This window comes from Streptococcus parasanguinis, assembly GCF_001074805.1.
Taxonomy (GTDB): domain Bacteria; phylum Bacillota; class Bacilli; order Lactobacillales; family Streptococcaceae; genus Streptococcus; species Streptococcus parasanguinis_A.
Window position 1 is genome coordinate 1 of the sequence record NZ_JUPI01000144.1, and the last position, 16,368, is coordinate 16,368.

The following is a 16,368-nucleotide window of genomic DNA, read 5'->3' on the forward strand; positions in this document are numbered from 1 at the left end:
CAGCCCTACTCAACTGTGCGGAGGTGGGACGACGAAATCGAATTCTAACGAATTACCGATTTCGTCGTCCCACTCTCTTTTATTTTTGAAATCAGTCCGTTAGTTTCATGGCTTTGATTTTTTCTTCTTCTGGGGTGACCCGCAGAGTCTTCTGGCCTGTGTAGGTGACAAAGCCGGGCTTTCCACCAGTTGGTTTATTGAGTTTCTTAGCTTCGATCATATCTACTTGGACCAGGTTTGAGAGACGGGCCTTGGAATAGTAGGCCGCCAACTCTGCAGCGTCGGTCTTCACTTCATCCGATGGATCGAGATTTCCTGTAATGACGACGTGGCTTCCCGGGATATCTTTTGCATGGAACCAGAGTTCATCTTTCTTAGCGATCTTAAAGGTCAGTTCATCGTTTTGCAGATTATTGCGACCCACTAAAATGATAGTCTTTCCATCACTCGCCAGGTATTTCTCAGGTTTTTTCCGTTTATGAATTTTTTCGCGGTTGCGCCGTTTGATAAAGCCGGTCTGGATTAGCTCTTCTCGAATCTCTGCCACCTCAGCCAGGCTCGCTTGAGAAAGGGCTGTTTCAACCGTTTCAAGATAAGAAATGGTTTCCTTGGTTTCTTGAATGAGGATGGTCAAATGTTTGACGGCTTCTTTTAACTTCTGGTAGCGTTTGAAGTAGCGTTGGGCATTTTGATTGGGAGTCAGGGCCTTGTTGAGTTGGATGGTGATCGGTTCATTGGTATAGTAATTATCTAAAACAACCTGGTCTTGGTCGTTTGGTACCTGATGGAGGAAGGTTGTCAGCAATTCTCCTTTTTGGCGGAATTCTTCCGCATTGTCGGTCGCCGCTAACTCAGCTTCTTGTTTGGCTAATTTTTTTCGGTTCTTTTCAAGATCGTTTTCGACCTTGCGGATCAATTCACTGGCCTGTTGTTGCACCCGATCGCGCTCAGCCTTGTCTCGGTAATAGTCATCCAGCAGATCGGAAAGTGTTTCAAAGGTTTGATTGGTCGCATCTGCAAAGGGGATAGCCGAGAAGGATTTGGTCGTTAGGCGAGGCTCAGTTGGAGCTTGGAAAAAGGCACGGAAGGTTTTTAATTTTTCATCCGTCTTAAGTCGCTTGGCTAATTCTTGAGCCGTATCTCGCCCCAAACCTTGGAAACATTTTTGAAGGTTTTTTGGGCTTAACTCTTCCTTGTGAAGAAGGGCAAAAAGGGATTCATCTCCAATTGTAAAAGGATTGACCGCGTCGGTTTTCGGAGGAGCTACATAGGTCGACCCAGGGAGAATGGTCCGGTAGCTATTTTGTGAGAAGCCGACATGTTTAATGGCTTCGATAATTTTATTGCTGGTGCGGTCCAGGAGAATAATATTACTGTGCTTGCCCATGATTTCAATCATGAGGCTGACAGAAATGGCATCTCCAATTTCGTTTTTATTGGAGACACGGATTTCGAGAATCCGGTCGTTTTCCATTTGCTCAATCCCTTCGATTACAGCGCCTTGAAGATATTTGCGCATAACCATAATAAAGGTATTGGGAAAGGCAGGATTTTCAAAGTTGGTCTGGGTCCGTTGAATCCGTCCAAAGACAGAATGGGCTGAGAGCAAGAGTTTTTGATTTTTCCGATTGCCTCGGATTTGGAGCACCAATTCTTGCTCGAAGGGTTGGTTAATTTTTTGAATGCGACCGCTCAAGAGTTCGGCCTTCAATTCTTGCACCATATGGTGTAAAAAAAATCCATCAAAAGACATGGGATTCCTCATCATTCTAGCGTTTATTCTAGTAAATTATATCAAAATTAGAGAGGAAATCCCAGAAAGAAGCTAGGGGCTGTTCAATAGAAAATGCGAACGTTTCCAAAAAAATACTGAAAAAGTATTGACATTTTTGAAAGAAAACTTTAAAATGTAAGAAATTAGAAAAGTAGTAAATGAAAGTTTCAAGAGAGCCTACGGTTGCTGAGAGTGGGTAGCGGCAGTTTACGAAATTGGACTAATGATGAGATGAATTTGAAACAATAAAAATTCGGTTGGCACACCTTATCGTGCAACTTGTTGCTAGACAAGACAGAGATATGGGGGAGACTATCCTTTTCCCATAAGTGAGGTGGCACCGCGATGACACGTCCTCACATAGCTTTTGCTATGTGTGGGCGTGTTTTTTGTTTTAGATGAGAAGGGAGAAAAGATATGAAGAAACGATGGCGTCGCATTCTTTAGAGGATGAAAAATAGAAGAAAATGAAAAAATAGAAGAGGTAGTAAAATGAAAAATAAACGGTTAATGGGAATTATTGGTTTGATTGCAGCAGCAGTCATTGGGACAGCGATCTATTCAGCTACAGCAGGCAAAGACAACAAGGCAGCAACTAGCAATGAAAAAGCTAAAGTTGGGGTCTTGCAGTTGGTCAGCCACCCTTCGCTTGATTTGATCTACAAGGGAATTCAAGATGGTTTGGCTGAAGAAGGTTATGACAAGGACAAAGTGGACATTGACTTCCTCAATGCAGAAGGGGACCAAAACAAGGTTGCAACCATGAGTAAACAATTGGTAGACAAGGATAACCAAGTCTTGATTGGGATTGCAACCCCATCTGCTCAAGGTTTGGCTAGTGCAACCAAAGACAAACCAATTGTCATGGGTGCTGTAACCGATCCAGTCGGCGCAAACTTGGTCAAAGATTTGAAAAAACCAGGTGGCAATATCACTGGGGTATCTGACCACAATCCTACTGAGCAACAGTTGAAATTGATCAAAGAGTTGACTCCAAACGTGAAAACAATCGGGGTTCTATACTCAACCAGTGAAGACAATTCAAAATCTCAAGTAGAAGAATTTACAAAATTGGCTGAAAAAGCAGGCTACAAGGTGGTTCCGTATTCAGTTCCTTCTACAAACGAAATTGCTTCAACAGTATCTGTTATGTCAGGTAAAGTCGATGCCATCTGGGTTCCAATCGACAATACTATCGCATCAGCCTTCTCAACTGTTGTCGAAGCTAACAAAACAGCTAAAAAACCAATCTTCCCAAGTGCGACAGCTATGGTAGAAGCTGGTGGTCTTGGTTCAGTCGTTGTCGACCAACATGATCTTGGAGTAGCAACTGGTAAAATGGCTGCGAAGATCTTGAAAGGTCAAAAACCTGCGGATACACCTGTTGAAATCTTTAGCCAAGGAAAATCTGTCATCAATAAAAAAGTCGCAGATGAATTGGGCATTACTATTCCAGAATCTGTCTTGAAAGATGCTGGACAAGTCATTAAATAAAAAGGAAACGAATCACAAGAATGGCAGGGGAATTTGGCTTTGGCAGGTCTTTAAATCGTGACCTTTAAAAATGTCTACCAGTGCTCATGACCAACTATGTTACTCATGGTAGAGGAGAAAGATATGGAAGTTAAGATAACAGATCTTCATCCGACCCAACTATATTTATCAGAAAAGAAGTTACAAGCTATCCAGATGCTGGATCAGTCGGTAGACATCATCAATGTGGATCCAATTAGTGTTCTTGCATTTGGAAATCGCTTCTTGATTACAGACGGGCATCACAGGGCTTATCAGGCTTTATTGGCAGGTCGGGATACGATTTCTGTTGAGTTTGATAGAGACGGTGGTGATGAACTCTATCATCTCTATGCGCAAGCTTGCGAGGAAAGAAAGATATCCTCTGTTTTGGATTTAAAACATCGTATCTTACCTCAAGATGAGTATGAAGCAAAATGGTATAACTGGTGTGATGGTTTTAACCAAGCAACCACTCTTCTATTGAAAAGGAAAGCAGATGAAGCAGACCAGGCAAATAGATAATGTACTGCCTCTTGTTCCTTTGTCTATTGAAATTAGTCTCATCTAACTTGTTTTTTAACAAAAAATCTGCTAAACTAGATAGTAATCGAATAGAAATCTGCAAGACTAGTATCTCAAGGGAAGTGCGACAGGGAGAAGGGCCGTGACTGAAAGCTCTTTGCATGAAAGCTGAGTGAATTCACTTGCGTAAAGGATTTAGAAATTAAGGTCTGGTTTACAGATAAAAACGGATGGTACCGCGTGTCAACGCTCCGAATGAGGGTGTTGGCGCGTGGTTTTTTCTATGTCTGTAGAGGGACCATGATGGAGGAAATATGTCAACGATTGAAGAACAATTAAAAGCGCTTCGTGAAGAAACGCTGGCAGCTTTGAAGCAGATTTCTGCTGAAAATGAAAAAGAATTGCAAGAACTACGGGTCTCTGTCCTTGGGAAGAAAGGATCTCTGACGGAGATTCTCAAAGGGATGAAAGATGTCTCTGCTGAAATGCGTCCGGTTATCGGGAAACACGTTAATGAAGCTCGCGATGTCTTGACGGCTGCTTTTGAAGAAACAACCAAACTCTTGGAAGAAAAGAAAGTCCAAGCGAAACTAGCTAGCGAAAGCATCGATGTGACCCTTCCCGGTCGTCCGGTTGCTAGTGGTTACCGTCATATCTTGACCCAAACTAGTGAAGAAATCGAAGATATCTTTATCGGGATGGGCTACCAAGTCGTGGACGGCTTCGAAGTGGAGCAAGACTACTACAACTTTGAACGCATGAATCTGCCTAAAGATCACCCTGCGCGGGATATGCAGGATACCTTCTATATCACAGAAGAAATCTTACTTCGGACCCATACCTCACCTGTACAGGCGCGGGCGATGGATGCTCATGACTTTAGCAAGGGACCATTGAAGATGATCTCTCCAGGGCGTGTTTTCCGTCGGGATACAGATGATGCGACCCACAGCCACCAGTTCCATCAGATCGAAGGTTTGGTTGTTGGGAAGAACATTTCTATGGCAGACCTTCAAGGAACGCTACAATTGATCGTGCAAAAGATGTTTGGTGCAGAACGTCAAATCCGTCTTCGTCCTTCTTACTTCCCATTTACCGAGCCATCGGTAGAGGTGGACGTTTCTTGCTTCAAATGTGGTGGAGCTGGATGTAACGTATGTAAGAAAACTGGTTGGATTGAAATCATGGGAGCCGGTATGGTTCACCCACGCGTCCTTGAGATGAGTGGTATTGACCCAACAGTTTATTCAGGATTTGCCTTTGGACTTGGTCAAGAGCGTGTGGCTATGCTTCGTTACGGAATCAATGATATCCGTGGCTTCTATCAAGGAGATGTTCGCTTCTCAGAACAGTTTAAATAATCATGTTAGTTAGAGTAAAAATCGACCAGGCACAGACCTTACGTGACCTAGAGGTGGAAACTTATCGGGATACCTTTGGTCCCTACATTGTTGAGAAAGATTTGGAAGATTACTTCTCTACAGTGCTCTCTTTGGAGCAAATTGAGAAAGATCTGCTAGATCCAGAATCCGAAACCTATTTTGTCCTTGATCACCATCAGGATATTTGTGGTTTTCTCAAGTTTAACTGGGGCCAAGCGCAGACCGAGCCAGTAGAGATGGACAATGCTTTTGAAATCCAGCGCATCTATGTCAAAAAAGAACATCATGGCAAGGGCTATGGCAAGGAAATGTTTACCTTTGCCTTAAAAGAAGCTGAAAAACGTGGATTTGACTGGGTCTGGCTGGGTGTCTGGGAACGGAATTTTAAGGCCCAAAACTTTTACAAACAATTCGGATTTGAACGGTTTAGCGAGCACCACTTTATCACAGGGGAAGCTGTGGATACCGACTGGTTGTTGAGAAAGAAATTGATCTAGAAGGAACAAGAAACTTCTATTCTAGAGAAGGGGAGGTTAGTAGACCTACCTAAGCCAGCCTCGAGCTGGAAAACACAAAATGAAAGGATCTAAACTAGGGCTTAAGGAAATCTAGGAAAGTCATTTAGATTTCAGTTTAGCCCTTGGTATCTTACATATGTTAGTTAGTTATAAATGGTTAAAAGAATTGGTGGACGTGGATGTGCCATCAGAAGAGTTGGCTGAAAAAATGTCAACTACAGGGATCGAAGTAGAAGGTGTGGAATCGCCTGCTGCTGGTCTCTCAAAAATTGTCGTCGGAGAAGTCTTGTCTTGTGAAGATGTGCCAGAGACACACCTTCATGTCTGCCAAGTCAATGTGGGTGAAGAAGAAGCCCGTCAGATCGTCTGTGGAGCGCCAAATGTGCGTGCAGGCATCAAGGTCATGGTGGCTCTTCCGGGTGCCCGTATCGCGGATAACTACAAAATTAAAAAAGGGAAAATCCGTGGCTTAGAGTCACTCGGAATGATCTGTTCACTTGGTGAATTAGGGATTTCTGACTCCGTTATACCGAAAGAATTTGCAGATGGCATCCAAATCTTGCCAGAAGAAGCTGTTCCAGGTGAGGAAGTCTTCTCTTACCTAGACTTGGATGATGAAATCGTCGAACTTTCGATCACTCCAAACCGTGCAGACGCTCTTTCTATGCGTGGGGTGGCTCACGAAGTAGCAGCCATCTATGACAAGGCAGTCAACTTCAAAGAATTTACTTTAACAGAAACAGACCAAGTTGCAGCGGATGCTCTTTCTGTCAGCATTGATACAGACAAGGCTCCTTATTATGCAGCCCGCATCTTGGACAACGTAACCATCGCACCAAGTCCACAATGGTTGCAAAACCTCCTCATGAACGAAGGTATTCGTCCCATTAACAATGTGGTTGACGTGACCAACTATATCTTGCTTTACTTTGGTCAACCTATGCATGCCTTTGACTTGGATACCTTTGAAGGGACTGACATCCGCGTACGTGAAGCACGTGCTGGTGAGAAATTAGTGACCTTGGATGGGGAAGAGCGTGAGTTGGAAACAACTGATTTAGTGATTACTGTTGCTGACAAACCAGTAGCCCTTGCAGGTGTCATGGGTGGAGAGGCTACAGAAATCTCTGAAAAATCTACTCGTGTCGTCCTTGAAGCAGCTGTCTTCAATGGCAAATCGATCCGTAAGACCAGCGGTCGCCTTAACCTTCGTTCTGAATCATCTTCACGTTTTGAAAAAGGCATCAACGTGGCAACTGTTAATGAAGCCCTTGATGCGGCAGCAAGCATGATTGCTGAATTGACTGGTGCAACCGTGCGTAAGGGCATTGTTTCAGCAGGACAGTTGGACACTTCTGATGTAGAAGTTTCTTCTACTCTTGCAGACGTGAACCGTGTCCTTGGAACAGAGCTTTCCTACGCGGATGTCGAAGATGTCTTCCGTCGTCTTGGTTTTGGCCTTTCTGGAAATGCAGAAAGCTTCACAGTGAGCGTTCCTCGTCGCCGTTGGGACATCACTATCGAAGCGGACCTCTTTGAAGAAATTGCTCGGATTTATGGTTATGACAAATTACCAGCAACCCTTCCAAAAGATGACGGGACAGCCGGTGAATTGACAGCGACACAAAAATTACGTCGTCAGGTTCGGACTATTGCTGAAGGGGCTGGTTTGACAGAAATCATCACTTATGCTTTAACAACTCCTGAAAAAGCCGTTGAATTTGCGACTGCGCCAAGCAATTTAACAGAGCTCATGTGGCCAATGACTGTGGATCGTTCAGTCCTCCGTCAAAATATGGTTTCAGGTATTTTAGATACAGTTGCCTACAACGTAGCGCGTAAGAACAAAGATTTGGCCCTCTATGAGATCGGAAAAGTCTTTGAACAGACAGGCAATCCAAAAGAAGACTTGCCAAATGAAATCAACAGCTTTGCTTTTGCTTTGACAGGTTTAGTTGCTGAAAAAGACTTCCAAACTCCAGCTGTTCCAGTTGACTTCTTCTATGCTAAGGGAATCTTGGAAGCCCTCTTTGCTCGCTTGGGTCTTGAAGTGACTTATACAGCAACACAAGAAATCAAGAGTCTCCACCCAGGACGTACAGCCTTGCTCTCACTTGGTGACCAGGTGATTGGGGTCTTGGGGCAAGTGCATCCTGTAACAGCTAAGTCTTATGATATCCCAGAAACCTATGTGGCAGAATTGAACTTATCTGCTATTGAAGCAGCTCTTCAACCAGCCGCAGCCTTTGTGGAAATCACCAAATTCCCAGCTGTGAGCCGTGATATCGCCCTTCTCCTCAAAGCAGAAGTGACTCACCAAGAGGTAGTCGATGCCATTCAAGCTGCTGGCGTGAAACGCTTAACAGCTATCAAACTCTTTGACGTCTTCTCCGGTGAAAAACTAGGACTTGGCATGAAGTCTATGGCCTACAGTTTGACCTTCCAAAATCCAGAAGATAGCTTGACGGATGAAGAAGTCGCACGCTACATGGAAAAAATCCAAGCTTCACTTGAAGAAAAAGTCAATGCAGAAGTGCGGTAAATCTAAAAAACATGAAACAGTTGAGAATTTCTTAACTGTTTTTTTCTTACATGATTTGCAAGTTATCTGGCTTAAAACCCTATAAAAATAAAGAAATTCCTTTAAGTACTCAAAATATCTATGTCAACCATCTTTCTATTTTTGACAAATATTTTTATTTTTTTGTAAAATATACTTGTCAAAAAGAAAAAGAAGTGTTACAATGATTTCAGTTGAAATAAGGGGAGGTTTTCTTATGGGAGCTGTGTGGATTATTTTTATCCCTTTTCTGCTTATGTTTTATGCAAGCTCAGAAAAGAAGATAAAAAAGTTGAACAAACGCATCAGACGATTAGAAAAACAAGTGAAAGGAAATCAAGACATGTCTAGACTTTTAGAAGAATTGAAAGGCCAAACGGCCACTGTTACAGTAGATGGTGTTGGATTTGAGTATGAAATTATAGATATCGATGAAGATTGGGTCAAACTGACTCGTGTGAATCATAAACAACAGAGGGAAACCAAATTAGTCCGCATCGAAGATATTCAAGGTATTCAACTATAAGGGGGCGAAAGCCATGATTTTAAAAAATCGACTGAAAGAGCTGAGGGCGCGTGATGGGCTCAACCAATCCGAGCTAGCCAAGCTAGCAGGGGTCTCACGCCAGTCCATCAGTCTCTTGGAGCGGGGGGAATACACCCCCTCGGTTATCATTGCGATCACCATCGCCCAGATTTTCAAGGAACCTGTGGAGAATGTCTTTAGTCTAGTAGAGGGAGAGGGATAAAAATGAAAAAGCAACAACAAGAACGATCCGCTCGTTACCGTTTTTGGAGAAATGTCGGAATCATCACAGGTTCTGGCTTGATTGGAGGAGTCATTGGTTTTTTGACAGTCATGTTCGGATCCGAAAAGCCCCTTGAAATCGAATCCTTCTTTAGTAAAGAAATACTCCTTTTGGGCTCAATACTATTGTTTCTTATCTTGTTTATGGTCACGATAGCCTTACTAATAAGCGCGAGAAAAGTCCATCAAAAAATACTCCAGATAGAAGACGAAGACGAAGCCTATCACTATGACATCCAGAAGGAAAAACTGTATGGGTTAGCGACCATTTTCAAAGGTATCATGATCTTGCCATACTTTTTAGTCGTCATCTTTTATACTCAATGGGTGTATATGGATAGACCTTCCACAGGGCACTTGGCTTTTATCTTTGGAACTTTCACCATGCTCTATCTCTTTCTTGTTTTGATTGCCCTATTTTTCTTATCGGATATCTTCTTTCGCAAGACCTTCCATTTGCTTTATGGAAAACCGATTCCTCGCAATGCCAATGCCAAGGAAGTGCGTGAATTTATGATGAGTATGATGGATGAAGCTGAAAAACAGATTAGCTACGAGGAAAACTTCGAAGTGGTGGTTAAGTTAAGCAATTATATCTTGCCGAGCCTTCTCATTGGTCTCTTAATCATTGGAATTGCCTTCCATACGGATATCCTCTTAGCTTTGTTCGTTGTATCCATCATCTATATTTATATCCTTATTTCACAGTACAAGATTACCAAACGTTATTATAAAGAGTAAAGGAGTCATCCATGTTAGAAATTAGACATTTAGAAAAAAGCTTTGGCAATAAGCAGGTCCTCTTTGGAGTGGATCTAACAGCTCAACAAGGGCATATCCTTGGTTTGGTTGGGAAAAATGGGGCTGGGAAAACCACCATTTTCCACAGCATCCTGCGCTTTTTGGACTACAGCGGTGAGATCCGCCTAGATGGCAAAGCGATTACGCAAGAAACTTACAAAGAAATTGGTTATTTGCCTGAAGAGCGTAGTCTCATGCCAAAACTCACGATTTTTGAGCAGGTCCGCTATTTGGCTGCCTTAAAAGGAATGAGCACTGCCGAGGTCAAGGAAAAATTACCGACCTGGATGGAAAAACTCCAAGTAAAAGGGAAATTGACTGATAAAATCAAGAGTCTCTCAAAAGGGAACCAACAGAAGGTTCAACTGATCATCACCTTGATCCATGAGCCTAAATTGATCATTTTAGATGAACCCTTTAGCGGCCTGGATCCGGTCAACACAGAAGTGCTCAAGCAGGTCATCTTTGAAGAAAAAGAGCGTGGGGCCACCATTATCTTTTCTGACCACGTCATGACCAACGTCGAAGAGTTGTGTGATGATATCCTAATGATCCGTGATGGTTCGGTTGTCCTTTCAGGGCCTGTCCAAGAGGTCCGGAATAGCTATGGCAAGACTCGCCTCTTTGTCTCTAACGACTTTAGCAAAGAAGAGCTAGAAGCTCTGCCACACGTGACCAAGGTCAGCATGACCAAGCAAGGGACTTGGAAGCTGATCTTGGATGACGCGTCAGCGGGTCCAGAATTATTTGACCGCTTGACCAAGGGCCACTACCTTGCGACCTTTGACCACCAAGCCCCAACTATTGATGAGATCTTTAAACTTGAATCAGGAGTAGAAGTATGAAACAGATGTTTGTCGTAATGAAAGAAACCTATATCAGACAAGTGAAATCATGGAGTTTCCTCTTCATGGTCTTCGGTCCCTTCCTCTTTTTAGGATTGGGCGTTGGAATCGGTTATCTAACGGATTCTTCTACAGATGCGAAGAATCAGGTGGTCTTGGTGACCGAAGTGCCAGCTGTCAAAGAAAGCCTCAAAGGAACCGATGGCTTGACCTTGGACTACAAAGATGAAGCTGCAGCTAAAAAAGCCATCAAGGATGAGAAAGCCGCTGCTTACTTGACGGTCGATGAAAAAGATGGCCAGCTAGAAGCCACTTATGTGGGCGACCAAGCCATGAAAATGGAATTGAAAAGCCTTGTCGCTGCGAAATTAAGCCAGGTCCAACAAGGGATCAATTTAGCGCGTGCTAATCTAAGCAAAGAGCAACTGACAGCCTTGTCTCAACAGGTTTCTCTCAAAGAAAAAATTGATGAGAAAAAAGAAGGCTTGAAAATGGTGCAAACCATGGTTGCAGGTGGTCTGGGAATGTTGCTTTATATGATTTTGATCTTCTACTCTAGTATCACAGCCCAAGAAGTGGCCAGTGAAAAGGGAACTAAGATCATGGAAGTGGTCTTCTCTAGTATCAAAGCAACCGACTATTTCTTCGCACGCATGCTCGGACTCTTCGGTGTGATCTTTACCCATATTTTTGTCTATGTGATTGGTTTAGTAGCTGTTTGGATCTTTAGAGCAGATATCCCAGTTGTCAAGGATATTCTCGCTCCAAACTCTCCGATTACCCAACACCTTGCAGAGTCGATCTCGCTCAATACCGTCTTCTTCATTATCCTTGGAATCTTTATGTATGTGGTGCTCTCTGCCTTCTTAGGCTCAACAGTTGCACGACCTGAAGATTCAGGAAAAGCGATTTCGCCACTAATGATGTTAGTTATCTTTAGCTTCCTTGGGGTAACCACCTTGGGAAGCGCCGGTGATGTCTTCTTATTGAAGATTGGTTCCTACATTCCATTCTTTTCAACCTTCTTCATGCCTTTCCGTACCATCAATGGCTATGCGACTGGTCTTGAATCTTGGGCTTCATTGGGAATTGCGGTTCTCTTTACCATCGTGGGAACAGTGCTCATCGCTCGAATTTACGCGAGCTTAATCCTCCAAACCGATGACCTCGGACCGTGGAAGACTATCAAACGTGCTCTCAGCTATCGCTAATTAGATAAGCTCTCAGTTATAGCTGGGGGCTTTTTGAATGGAGGTTACAATTTTTTGAAAGACTTGTCTCTAACTATTAATAAATTACAGAAAATTTAGTATGTTTTTTCATGGAAGAAAGAGTATTTTTCTTCAAATTATGATATGATGGAGGGGAATAATAAGATTTGAGGGTGAATATATGGATAAACTCCAAATAAAATCCAGCCCAATTGATGCGCAAGCGGCTATTGGTGAGTTGACTGGTGTTGATGTATCACAAAATGAGAATAAACAAGTAGAGTTTAGTTATTCTGCTGGTATTGCAGGTATGGAGAAGGGAAAAGAAGTAAATAATCACTTACTTCAAGCTGTGGGTAAATTTAGTGAAGCTGTTCTAATTCAAGCTAATAAATTTCCTCAAATTGCTGCTGTGCTTGAAAAACGTGATGTAGAACAGGCTCAAAGATGGGAAAGCTAACCATGATGGAGGATGTTAATAAAAATAAGCGAGATAAACTATTCCAAGAAATTGTGAAAACAGAGCGACAAGAAGATCTTATTTTAAATTTAAGTCGTGAGTATCAACAAAGTTTAGATGAATTTTTAGAAGATCTTTCGTTGATCACACGAGAAGCAGAAGAAAAGTTGTCTATTTCATCTCAAAATATCTTATTTTTTCAAGAAAAGAATGAAATGGATTTAATTGCAAGAAATTTTGTGGTTAGACAGATGGATGGTGTCAGTGAAGAGTTTCGGAATGTTTTAAAAAACTTAGACATTCAGAGAGAAAAATTGATAAGAGAAAGGAATAGTTTGCCGTGGGAGTGAGATACAGTTCATCAGAATCTGCTGCTCTGATTGAAGCTATGAGCAGTAATATTCAAATTGCTACTCAGATTACAGAAAAACTTACTAGTGGAAGTGATCATTTAATTGCAGAAATCGAAGCAGGAATACTTCAAGGTGCTGCATATGAGGCAGGGAAAAATTTATTTGGGAATATTATTATCCCATGTATCAAAAAATTACAAGAAGCGATCGACGATATTCAGATTGAATTAAATTCATACAAAAACGCAGATGCAGTTGTATCAAAATATGGAGAATTAGATTTAGATGATTTGAAGACACAAAAACAGAGTTGGGAAAAACAGCTTTCAAAGTATCAAGATCTGATCAGAAAGAATGAAGATTTTTGGAATCGTGTAGGAGCATTTCTTACTGCAAATCTGGATCAAAATTTATCAGAAAATAGAGTACTTCATGAATTGGCTGGTAAAACACGGATGCAAATCAAAGATGTTGAAGAAAAAATTGAAAAATTAGAGTGGTTTGTTGAGCAAGTCAATCAGTATTTTTCAGACAGTCTTGAAATTCTTAATTTAGCGATTGAAGGAGCAGGACAACTAAGTCAAATTATAGTTGATAGCAACGGAAATTACTATGCGGATGGTGTAGACATGACTTGGTTTGACAAAATGAAACAAACAAAAGTTGTTTCCTACGCTAAAAGAGACTATCAGGATGCCTTAACAAGGACTTTAAATCAAGCGTCGAGAGATATGTTATTATCAGATGATGGTGATACCTATTATCGGGAAGAGTTAAAAAAACGCCTAAAAGGACATGATCGGTCACAGTGGAAAAAAATAATTGATGATTATAACCATACTCTAAAAATTGACAATGAAGGGAATTTAATTGAAATTTTTGATAATAGTGCTTATAAAGATCGACATTATCAAAAAGATGATAACTTTTCTGTTCTAAAAAATGGGAAGTATGATAGTGCTTCTACGAGATTGATCAACGAAAAATATCAAGAACTTCTTCAAGAAAATTTTGATGCTAATTCTGCTGAATTTTGGGGTGGGGTTAGTCAGATGTTATCAGGTTTACTGCTTGACTTTGCTAGCGTAGCAGCAGAAACTGGGGGTTTAGCTTTAGCTCCTGAGACAGGTGGGGCAAGTCTTATTGCTGGAACAACTGCAGCAGAGGTAGCTTTAGATGCAGGAAATGCACTCATATTGAGTGGTGTAGTATCTGTAGGATCTGCTATTAGTAAAACAGGTGGCGCAAACGCTGAAATTCAGGTTAATTATTCTAGCAACTACGACAGCTGGAAGGCAAATAAACCGACGAGTAAGTCTTTTGGAAAAAAGATTTCTGGACGAGTTAACGGTAAAAAAGTCGATAATATTCGAGTTGATGCGGAGCCAGATAGTGGGAAAATCCAAGTTCAATCGGGGAGTGGAAAATCAGGTTATGACCTCGACATAGATATCAAGGTTTCAAGGATTTCAAGTAGGCAGGATATTGTAGACTGGGTAAGCAAACGTTCTGAACTAAATGGACTTGGAAAAGGAGCTAAAGAAGAAGTTATCAAAAATATGTGGAAAGCTTTTAAATACTTGACGCAATAAGGAGTGAACAATGAAATTATATTTAAAAGGCGATTATACAAAAAGAGTACCTTATGGTTATTTAGAACTAGCTGGTAAAATGTGGTTTCCAGAAGATGAGCAAATTTCATACTCAAATGCTGGGAACAATGATGCATTACAAGAAGATTTTTTCTCAAATTTATCCTTGAGGAAAGGCACTGCGGATAAGAGATGGTCTAGTGTCCCCCTAAAGGAAGGAGTACGAAGACTCTTTTCACATCTTGACGAATGTATTGAAATTAATTTTGAAGATGCATTTGCTACGGATTATAATGAAAAGGGAGACTATCTCCGTATTTTAACCACCCATCTAGAAGTTTTGACAGTTGATAAACGAGCTATGTACATTATGGCGCTTGAGATTGCAAAGGTGATTGATGGGCAAATTAGCGAGGATAATAAGGCTAGCTGGTTGACAATCGAGGAGTTTAAAAGAAAACATGAGGATATTCTATCTCTAACTTTTGAAGAAGCAAATGAACTAAGTTTGACTGAAATTCAAACGATGGATGTGGTAGACGACCCTCTTTGGGAGGAAGAAGCCAATCGTCGAAAAAAATATATACTAGCACATGGAGGCGATATCTCAGATTTATGAGACTCTATATCAAAAGTGATTTTAAGAAAAAAATAACCTTTACGACAAGAGAGTTGCTCTGGAAAATGTGGTTTAAGGAATGGCAGGGTTATCCTATTACATACTCAAACGTTGGTGATGATGAGATGTTGCAAGACGATTTTTACTTTGTAGTAAGCTTTGATAAATGGCGTTTTTGTGACTCAAGATGGGATAATATCCCCTCTTATGATTTAAACAATCCGTGGAATTCCTATAAATATGAAAATATATCCCTTGAATTTGAAAAAACTTTCATTACAGAGTGGAGAGAACGTGGGGATTATTTACGTATCGCAACTTCTCATATAGATGTTTTAACAGTTGATAAACGTGCGATGTATATTATGGCAGTCGAGGTAGCTTCTGCCATTGATGGTCAGATTAGCGAGGATGACAAAGAGACCTGGGTGAATGTAGAGACTTTTAAGGAGTTGCACAAGGATGTTCTTTCACTGACTTATGATGAAGCTGTTGAAATCAGTTTGGAAGAATTAAAGACAATGGTACCGGTAAGAGATCCTCTATGGGAAGAGGAGGAACGGCTTCGAGAAGAATACATCAAAATCCATGGTGAACGAATTTATGACGATGAGGAAGACGATTGAAATTATATATAAAAGGTGATTACACCAAAGAAATTCCGTTTGATTATTTAGAACTAGCGAAGAGAATGTGGTTTGATACTAAAGATGGGAAGACAGTAGATTTTTCTTATTTTGGGAATACTCGCCCATTTAAAACAGACCCAACTATTCACTTGAAATTGAATAAGTGGACGCATGATAAAAGATGGAATAATGTTCAGTTGAAAGAAGGGCTTACCAACGAATTTGAAAGTCATATATATGAAAATCTTGAATTAGATTTTGAAGACAATCCAGTAACAGACTATCGAGAAAAAGGAGACTGTCTCCGTTTAGCTTCTACCCACCTTGACCTTCTCACTGTTGATAAACGTGCTATGTATATTATGGCCATTGAGGTTGCGACTGCTATTGACGGTCAGATTAGCGAAGATGATAAAGAGAGCTGGTTAAGTGTAGAGGATTTTAAAAATCGGCATGAAGCTATCCTTTCGATGAGTTATGAACAGGCTAATGAGCTGAGTCTTGAGGAAATTCCATTTATGGATGATGTGAGAGATCCGGTTTGGGCAGAAGATGACCGCAGAAATGAAGAATATATCCGAATCCACGGTGAAGTGGAGTTGGATGACGAGGAATGAGGCATTCTACTTTAACCTGTAAGAGGCTGGGACAAAAGTCCTAGCCTCTTTATTGTTTTTGGATTGTCGAGCAAGACGCAGTGGTTGAGTGGGCTCTATTACGCTGATTTCATCAGCTTTTACAGCCCTACTCAACTGTGCGGAGGTGGGACGACGAAATCG

At 41.4% G+C, this 16,368-nt stretch carries 17 protein-coding genes and 1 other annotated feature; of the genes, 16 read left to right on the forward strand and 1 reads right to left on the reverse strand.

The window, feature by feature from the left end:
* Positions 1-91: 91 nt before the first annotated feature.
* On the reverse strand, positions 92-1,753 hold the full coding sequence (locus ADI76_RS10180) for an Rqc2 family fibronectin-binding protein (RefSeq protein WP_049516314.1): 1,662 nt from the start codon (positions 1,751-1,753) through the stop codon (positions 92-94).
* 150 nt (positions 1,754-1,903) lie between these two features.
* Positions 1,904-2,135: a binding site (T-box leader), on the forward strand.
* A gap of 131 nt (positions 2,136-2,266) precedes the next feature.
* Between ADI76_RS10180 and trpX the strand changes: the two genes are divergently transcribed.
* From trpX to ADI76_RS10260, 16 genes are all read left to right on the forward strand, one after another.
* The gene (gene trpX, locus ADI76_RS10185; RefSeq protein WP_049516317.1) at positions 2,267-3,268 is read left to right on the forward strand and encodes a tryptophan ABC transporter substrate-binding protein; all 1,002 of its coding nucleotides are present in this window, start codon (positions 2,267-2,269) and stop codon (positions 3,266-3,268) included.
* Positions 3,269-3,391: 123 nt separating this feature from the next.
* Positions 3,392-3,811, forward strand: coding sequence for a ParB-like protein (locus ADI76_RS10190; protein ID WP_049516320.1), 420 nt, complete (start codon positions 3,392-3,394; stop codon positions 3,809-3,811).
* 314 nt (positions 3,812-4,125) lie between these two features.
* On the forward strand, positions 4,126-5,172 hold the full coding sequence (gene pheS, locus ADI76_RS10195; protein ID WP_023918619.1) for a phenylalanine--tRNA ligase subunit alpha: 1,047 nt from the start codon (positions 4,126-4,128) through the stop codon (positions 5,170-5,172).
* Between the two features lie 2 nt (positions 5,173-5,174).
* The gene (locus tag ADI76_RS10200; protein WP_049516321.1) at positions 5,175-5,690 is read left to right on the forward strand and encodes a GNAT family N-acetyltransferase; all 516 of its coding nucleotides are present in this window, start codon (positions 5,175-5,177) and stop codon (positions 5,688-5,690) included.
* Between the two features lie 157 nt (positions 5,691-5,847).
* A complete protein-coding gene (gene pheT, locus ADI76_RS10205; protein WP_049516324.1) occupies positions 5,848-8,253 on the forward strand; it encodes a phenylalanine--tRNA ligase subunit beta in 2,406 nt (801 codons plus the stop codon).
* A gap of 235 nt (positions 8,254-8,488) precedes the next feature.
* Positions 8,489-8,797: a hypothetical protein gene (locus ADI76_RS10210; protein ID WP_049516331.1), complete on the forward strand. Its 309-nt coding sequence runs from the start codon at positions 8,489-8,491 to the stop codon at positions 8,795-8,797.
* A 13-nt stretch (positions 8,798-8,810) separates the two neighbouring features.
* Positions 8,811-9,020: a helix-turn-helix transcriptional regulator gene (locus ADI76_RS10215; RefSeq protein ID WP_049516326.1), complete on the forward strand. Its 210-nt coding sequence runs from the start codon at positions 8,811-8,813 to the stop codon at positions 9,018-9,020.
* 2 nt (positions 9,021-9,022) lie between these two features.
* Complete coding sequence (locus tag ADI76_RS10220) at positions 9,023-9,820, forward strand: DUF3169 family protein (protein WP_049516328.1); 798 nt, start codon at positions 9,023-9,025, stop codon at positions 9,818-9,820.
* An 11-nt stretch (positions 9,821-9,831) separates the two neighbouring features.
* Positions 9,832-10,725: an ABC transporter ATP-binding protein gene (locus ADI76_RS10225; protein ID WP_003007952.1), complete on the forward strand. Its 894-nt coding sequence runs from the start codon at positions 9,832-9,834 to the stop codon at positions 10,723-10,725.
* Entirely contained in the window at positions 10,722-11,936 is a 1,215-nt protein-coding gene (locus tag ADI76_RS10230; RefSeq protein ID WP_049475333.1) for an ABC transporter permease, read from the forward strand. Before ADI76_RS10225 ends, ADI76_RS10230 begins: the two co-directional genes overlap by 4 nt.
* 181 nt (positions 11,937-12,117) lie before the next feature.
* Complete coding sequence (locus ADI76_RS10235) at positions 12,118-12,396, forward strand: hypothetical protein (RefSeq protein WP_049475332.1); 279 nt, start codon at positions 12,118-12,120, stop codon at positions 12,394-12,396.
* A 2-nt stretch (positions 12,397-12,398) separates the two neighbouring features.
* Complete coding sequence (locus ADI76_RS10240) at positions 12,399-12,746, forward strand: hypothetical protein (protein WP_049475331.1); 348 nt, start codon at positions 12,399-12,401, stop codon at positions 12,744-12,746.
* Positions 12,737-14,341 (forward strand): virulence protein, encoded by a 1,605-nt coding sequence (locus ADI76_RS10245; RefSeq protein ID WP_049516329.1) that lies wholly within the window; start codon positions 12,737-12,739, stop codon positions 14,339-14,341. The genes ADI76_RS10240 and ADI76_RS10245 overlap by 10 nt, the downstream gene beginning before the upstream one ends.
* A 10-nt stretch (positions 14,342-14,351) precedes the next feature.
* Complete coding sequence (locus ADI76_RS10250; protein WP_049475329.1) at positions 14,352-14,960, forward strand: hypothetical protein; 609 nt, start codon at positions 14,352-14,354, stop codon at positions 14,958-14,960.
* Positions 14,957-15,586 carry a hypothetical protein gene (locus ADI76_RS10255; RefSeq protein WP_049475328.1) on the forward strand — a complete coding sequence of 210 codons (630 nt, stop codon included), beginning with the start codon at positions 14,957-14,959 and terminating at the stop codon, positions 15,584-15,586. The genes ADI76_RS10250 and ADI76_RS10255 overlap by 4 nt, the downstream gene beginning before the upstream one ends.
* Entirely contained in the window at positions 15,583-16,206 is a 624-nt protein-coding gene (locus tag ADI76_RS10260) for a hypothetical protein (RefSeq protein WP_049475327.1), read from the forward strand. Before ADI76_RS10255 ends, ADI76_RS10260 begins: the two co-directional genes overlap by 4 nt.
* Positions 16,207-16,368: the final 162 nt, after the last annotated feature.

Bases quoted from the DNA above. Each gene is read 5' to 3' on its own strand.
- ADI76_RS10255 (WP_049475328.1), top strand. From the start codon at position 14,957: ATGAGACTCTATATCAAAAGTGATTTTAAGAAAAAAATAACCTTTACG.
- ADI76_RS10240 (WP_049475331.1), top strand. From the start codon at position 12,399: ATGATGGAGGATGTTAATAAAAATAAGCGAGATAAACTATTCCAAGAA.
- ADI76_RS10180 (WP_049516314.1), bottom strand. From the start codon at position 1,753: ATGTCTTTTGATGGATTTTTTTTACACCATATGGTGCAAGAATTGAAG.
- ADI76_RS10220 (WP_049516328.1), top strand. From the start codon at position 9,023: ATGAAAAAGCAACAACAAGAACGATCCGCTCGTTACCGTTTTTGGAGA.
- pheT (WP_049516324.1), top strand. From the start codon at position 5,848: ATGTTAGTTAGTTATAAATGGTTAAAAGAATTGGTGGACGTGGATGTG.
- ADI76_RS10210 (WP_049516331.1), top strand. From the start codon at position 8,489: ATGGGAGCTGTGTGGATTATTTTTATCCCTTTTCTGCTTATGTTTTAT.
- ADI76_RS10250 (WP_049475329.1), top strand. From the start codon at position 14,352: ATGAAATTATATTTAAAAGGCGATTATACAAAAAGAGTACCTTATGGT.
- ADI76_RS10200 (WP_049516321.1), top strand. From the start codon at position 5,175: ATGTTAGTTAGAGTAAAAATCGACCAGGCACAGACCTTACGTGACCTA.
- ADI76_RS10235 (WP_049475332.1), top strand. From the start codon at position 12,118: ATGGATAAACTCCAAATAAAATCCAGCCCAATTGATGCGCAAGCGGCT.
- ADI76_RS10225 (WP_003007952.1), top strand. From the start codon at position 9,832: ATGTTAGAAATTAGACATTTAGAAAAAAGCTTTGGCAATAAGCAGGTC.
- trpX (WP_049516317.1), top strand. From the start codon at position 2,267: ATGAAAAATAAACGGTTAATGGGAATTATTGGTTTGATTGCAGCAGCA.
- ADI76_RS10190 (WP_049516320.1), top strand. From the start codon at position 3,392: ATGGAAGTTAAGATAACAGATCTTCATCCGACCCAACTATATTTATCA.
- ADI76_RS10215 (WP_049516326.1), top strand. From the start codon at position 8,811: ATGATTTTAAAAAATCGACTGAAAGAGCTGAGGGCGCGTGATGGGCTC.
- pheS (WP_023918619.1), top strand. From the start codon at position 4,126: ATGTCAACGATTGAAGAACAATTAAAAGCGCTTCGTGAAGAAACGCTG.
- ADI76_RS10230 (WP_049475333.1), top strand. From the start codon at position 10,722: ATGAAACAGATGTTTGTCGTAATGAAAGAAACCTATATCAGACAAGTG.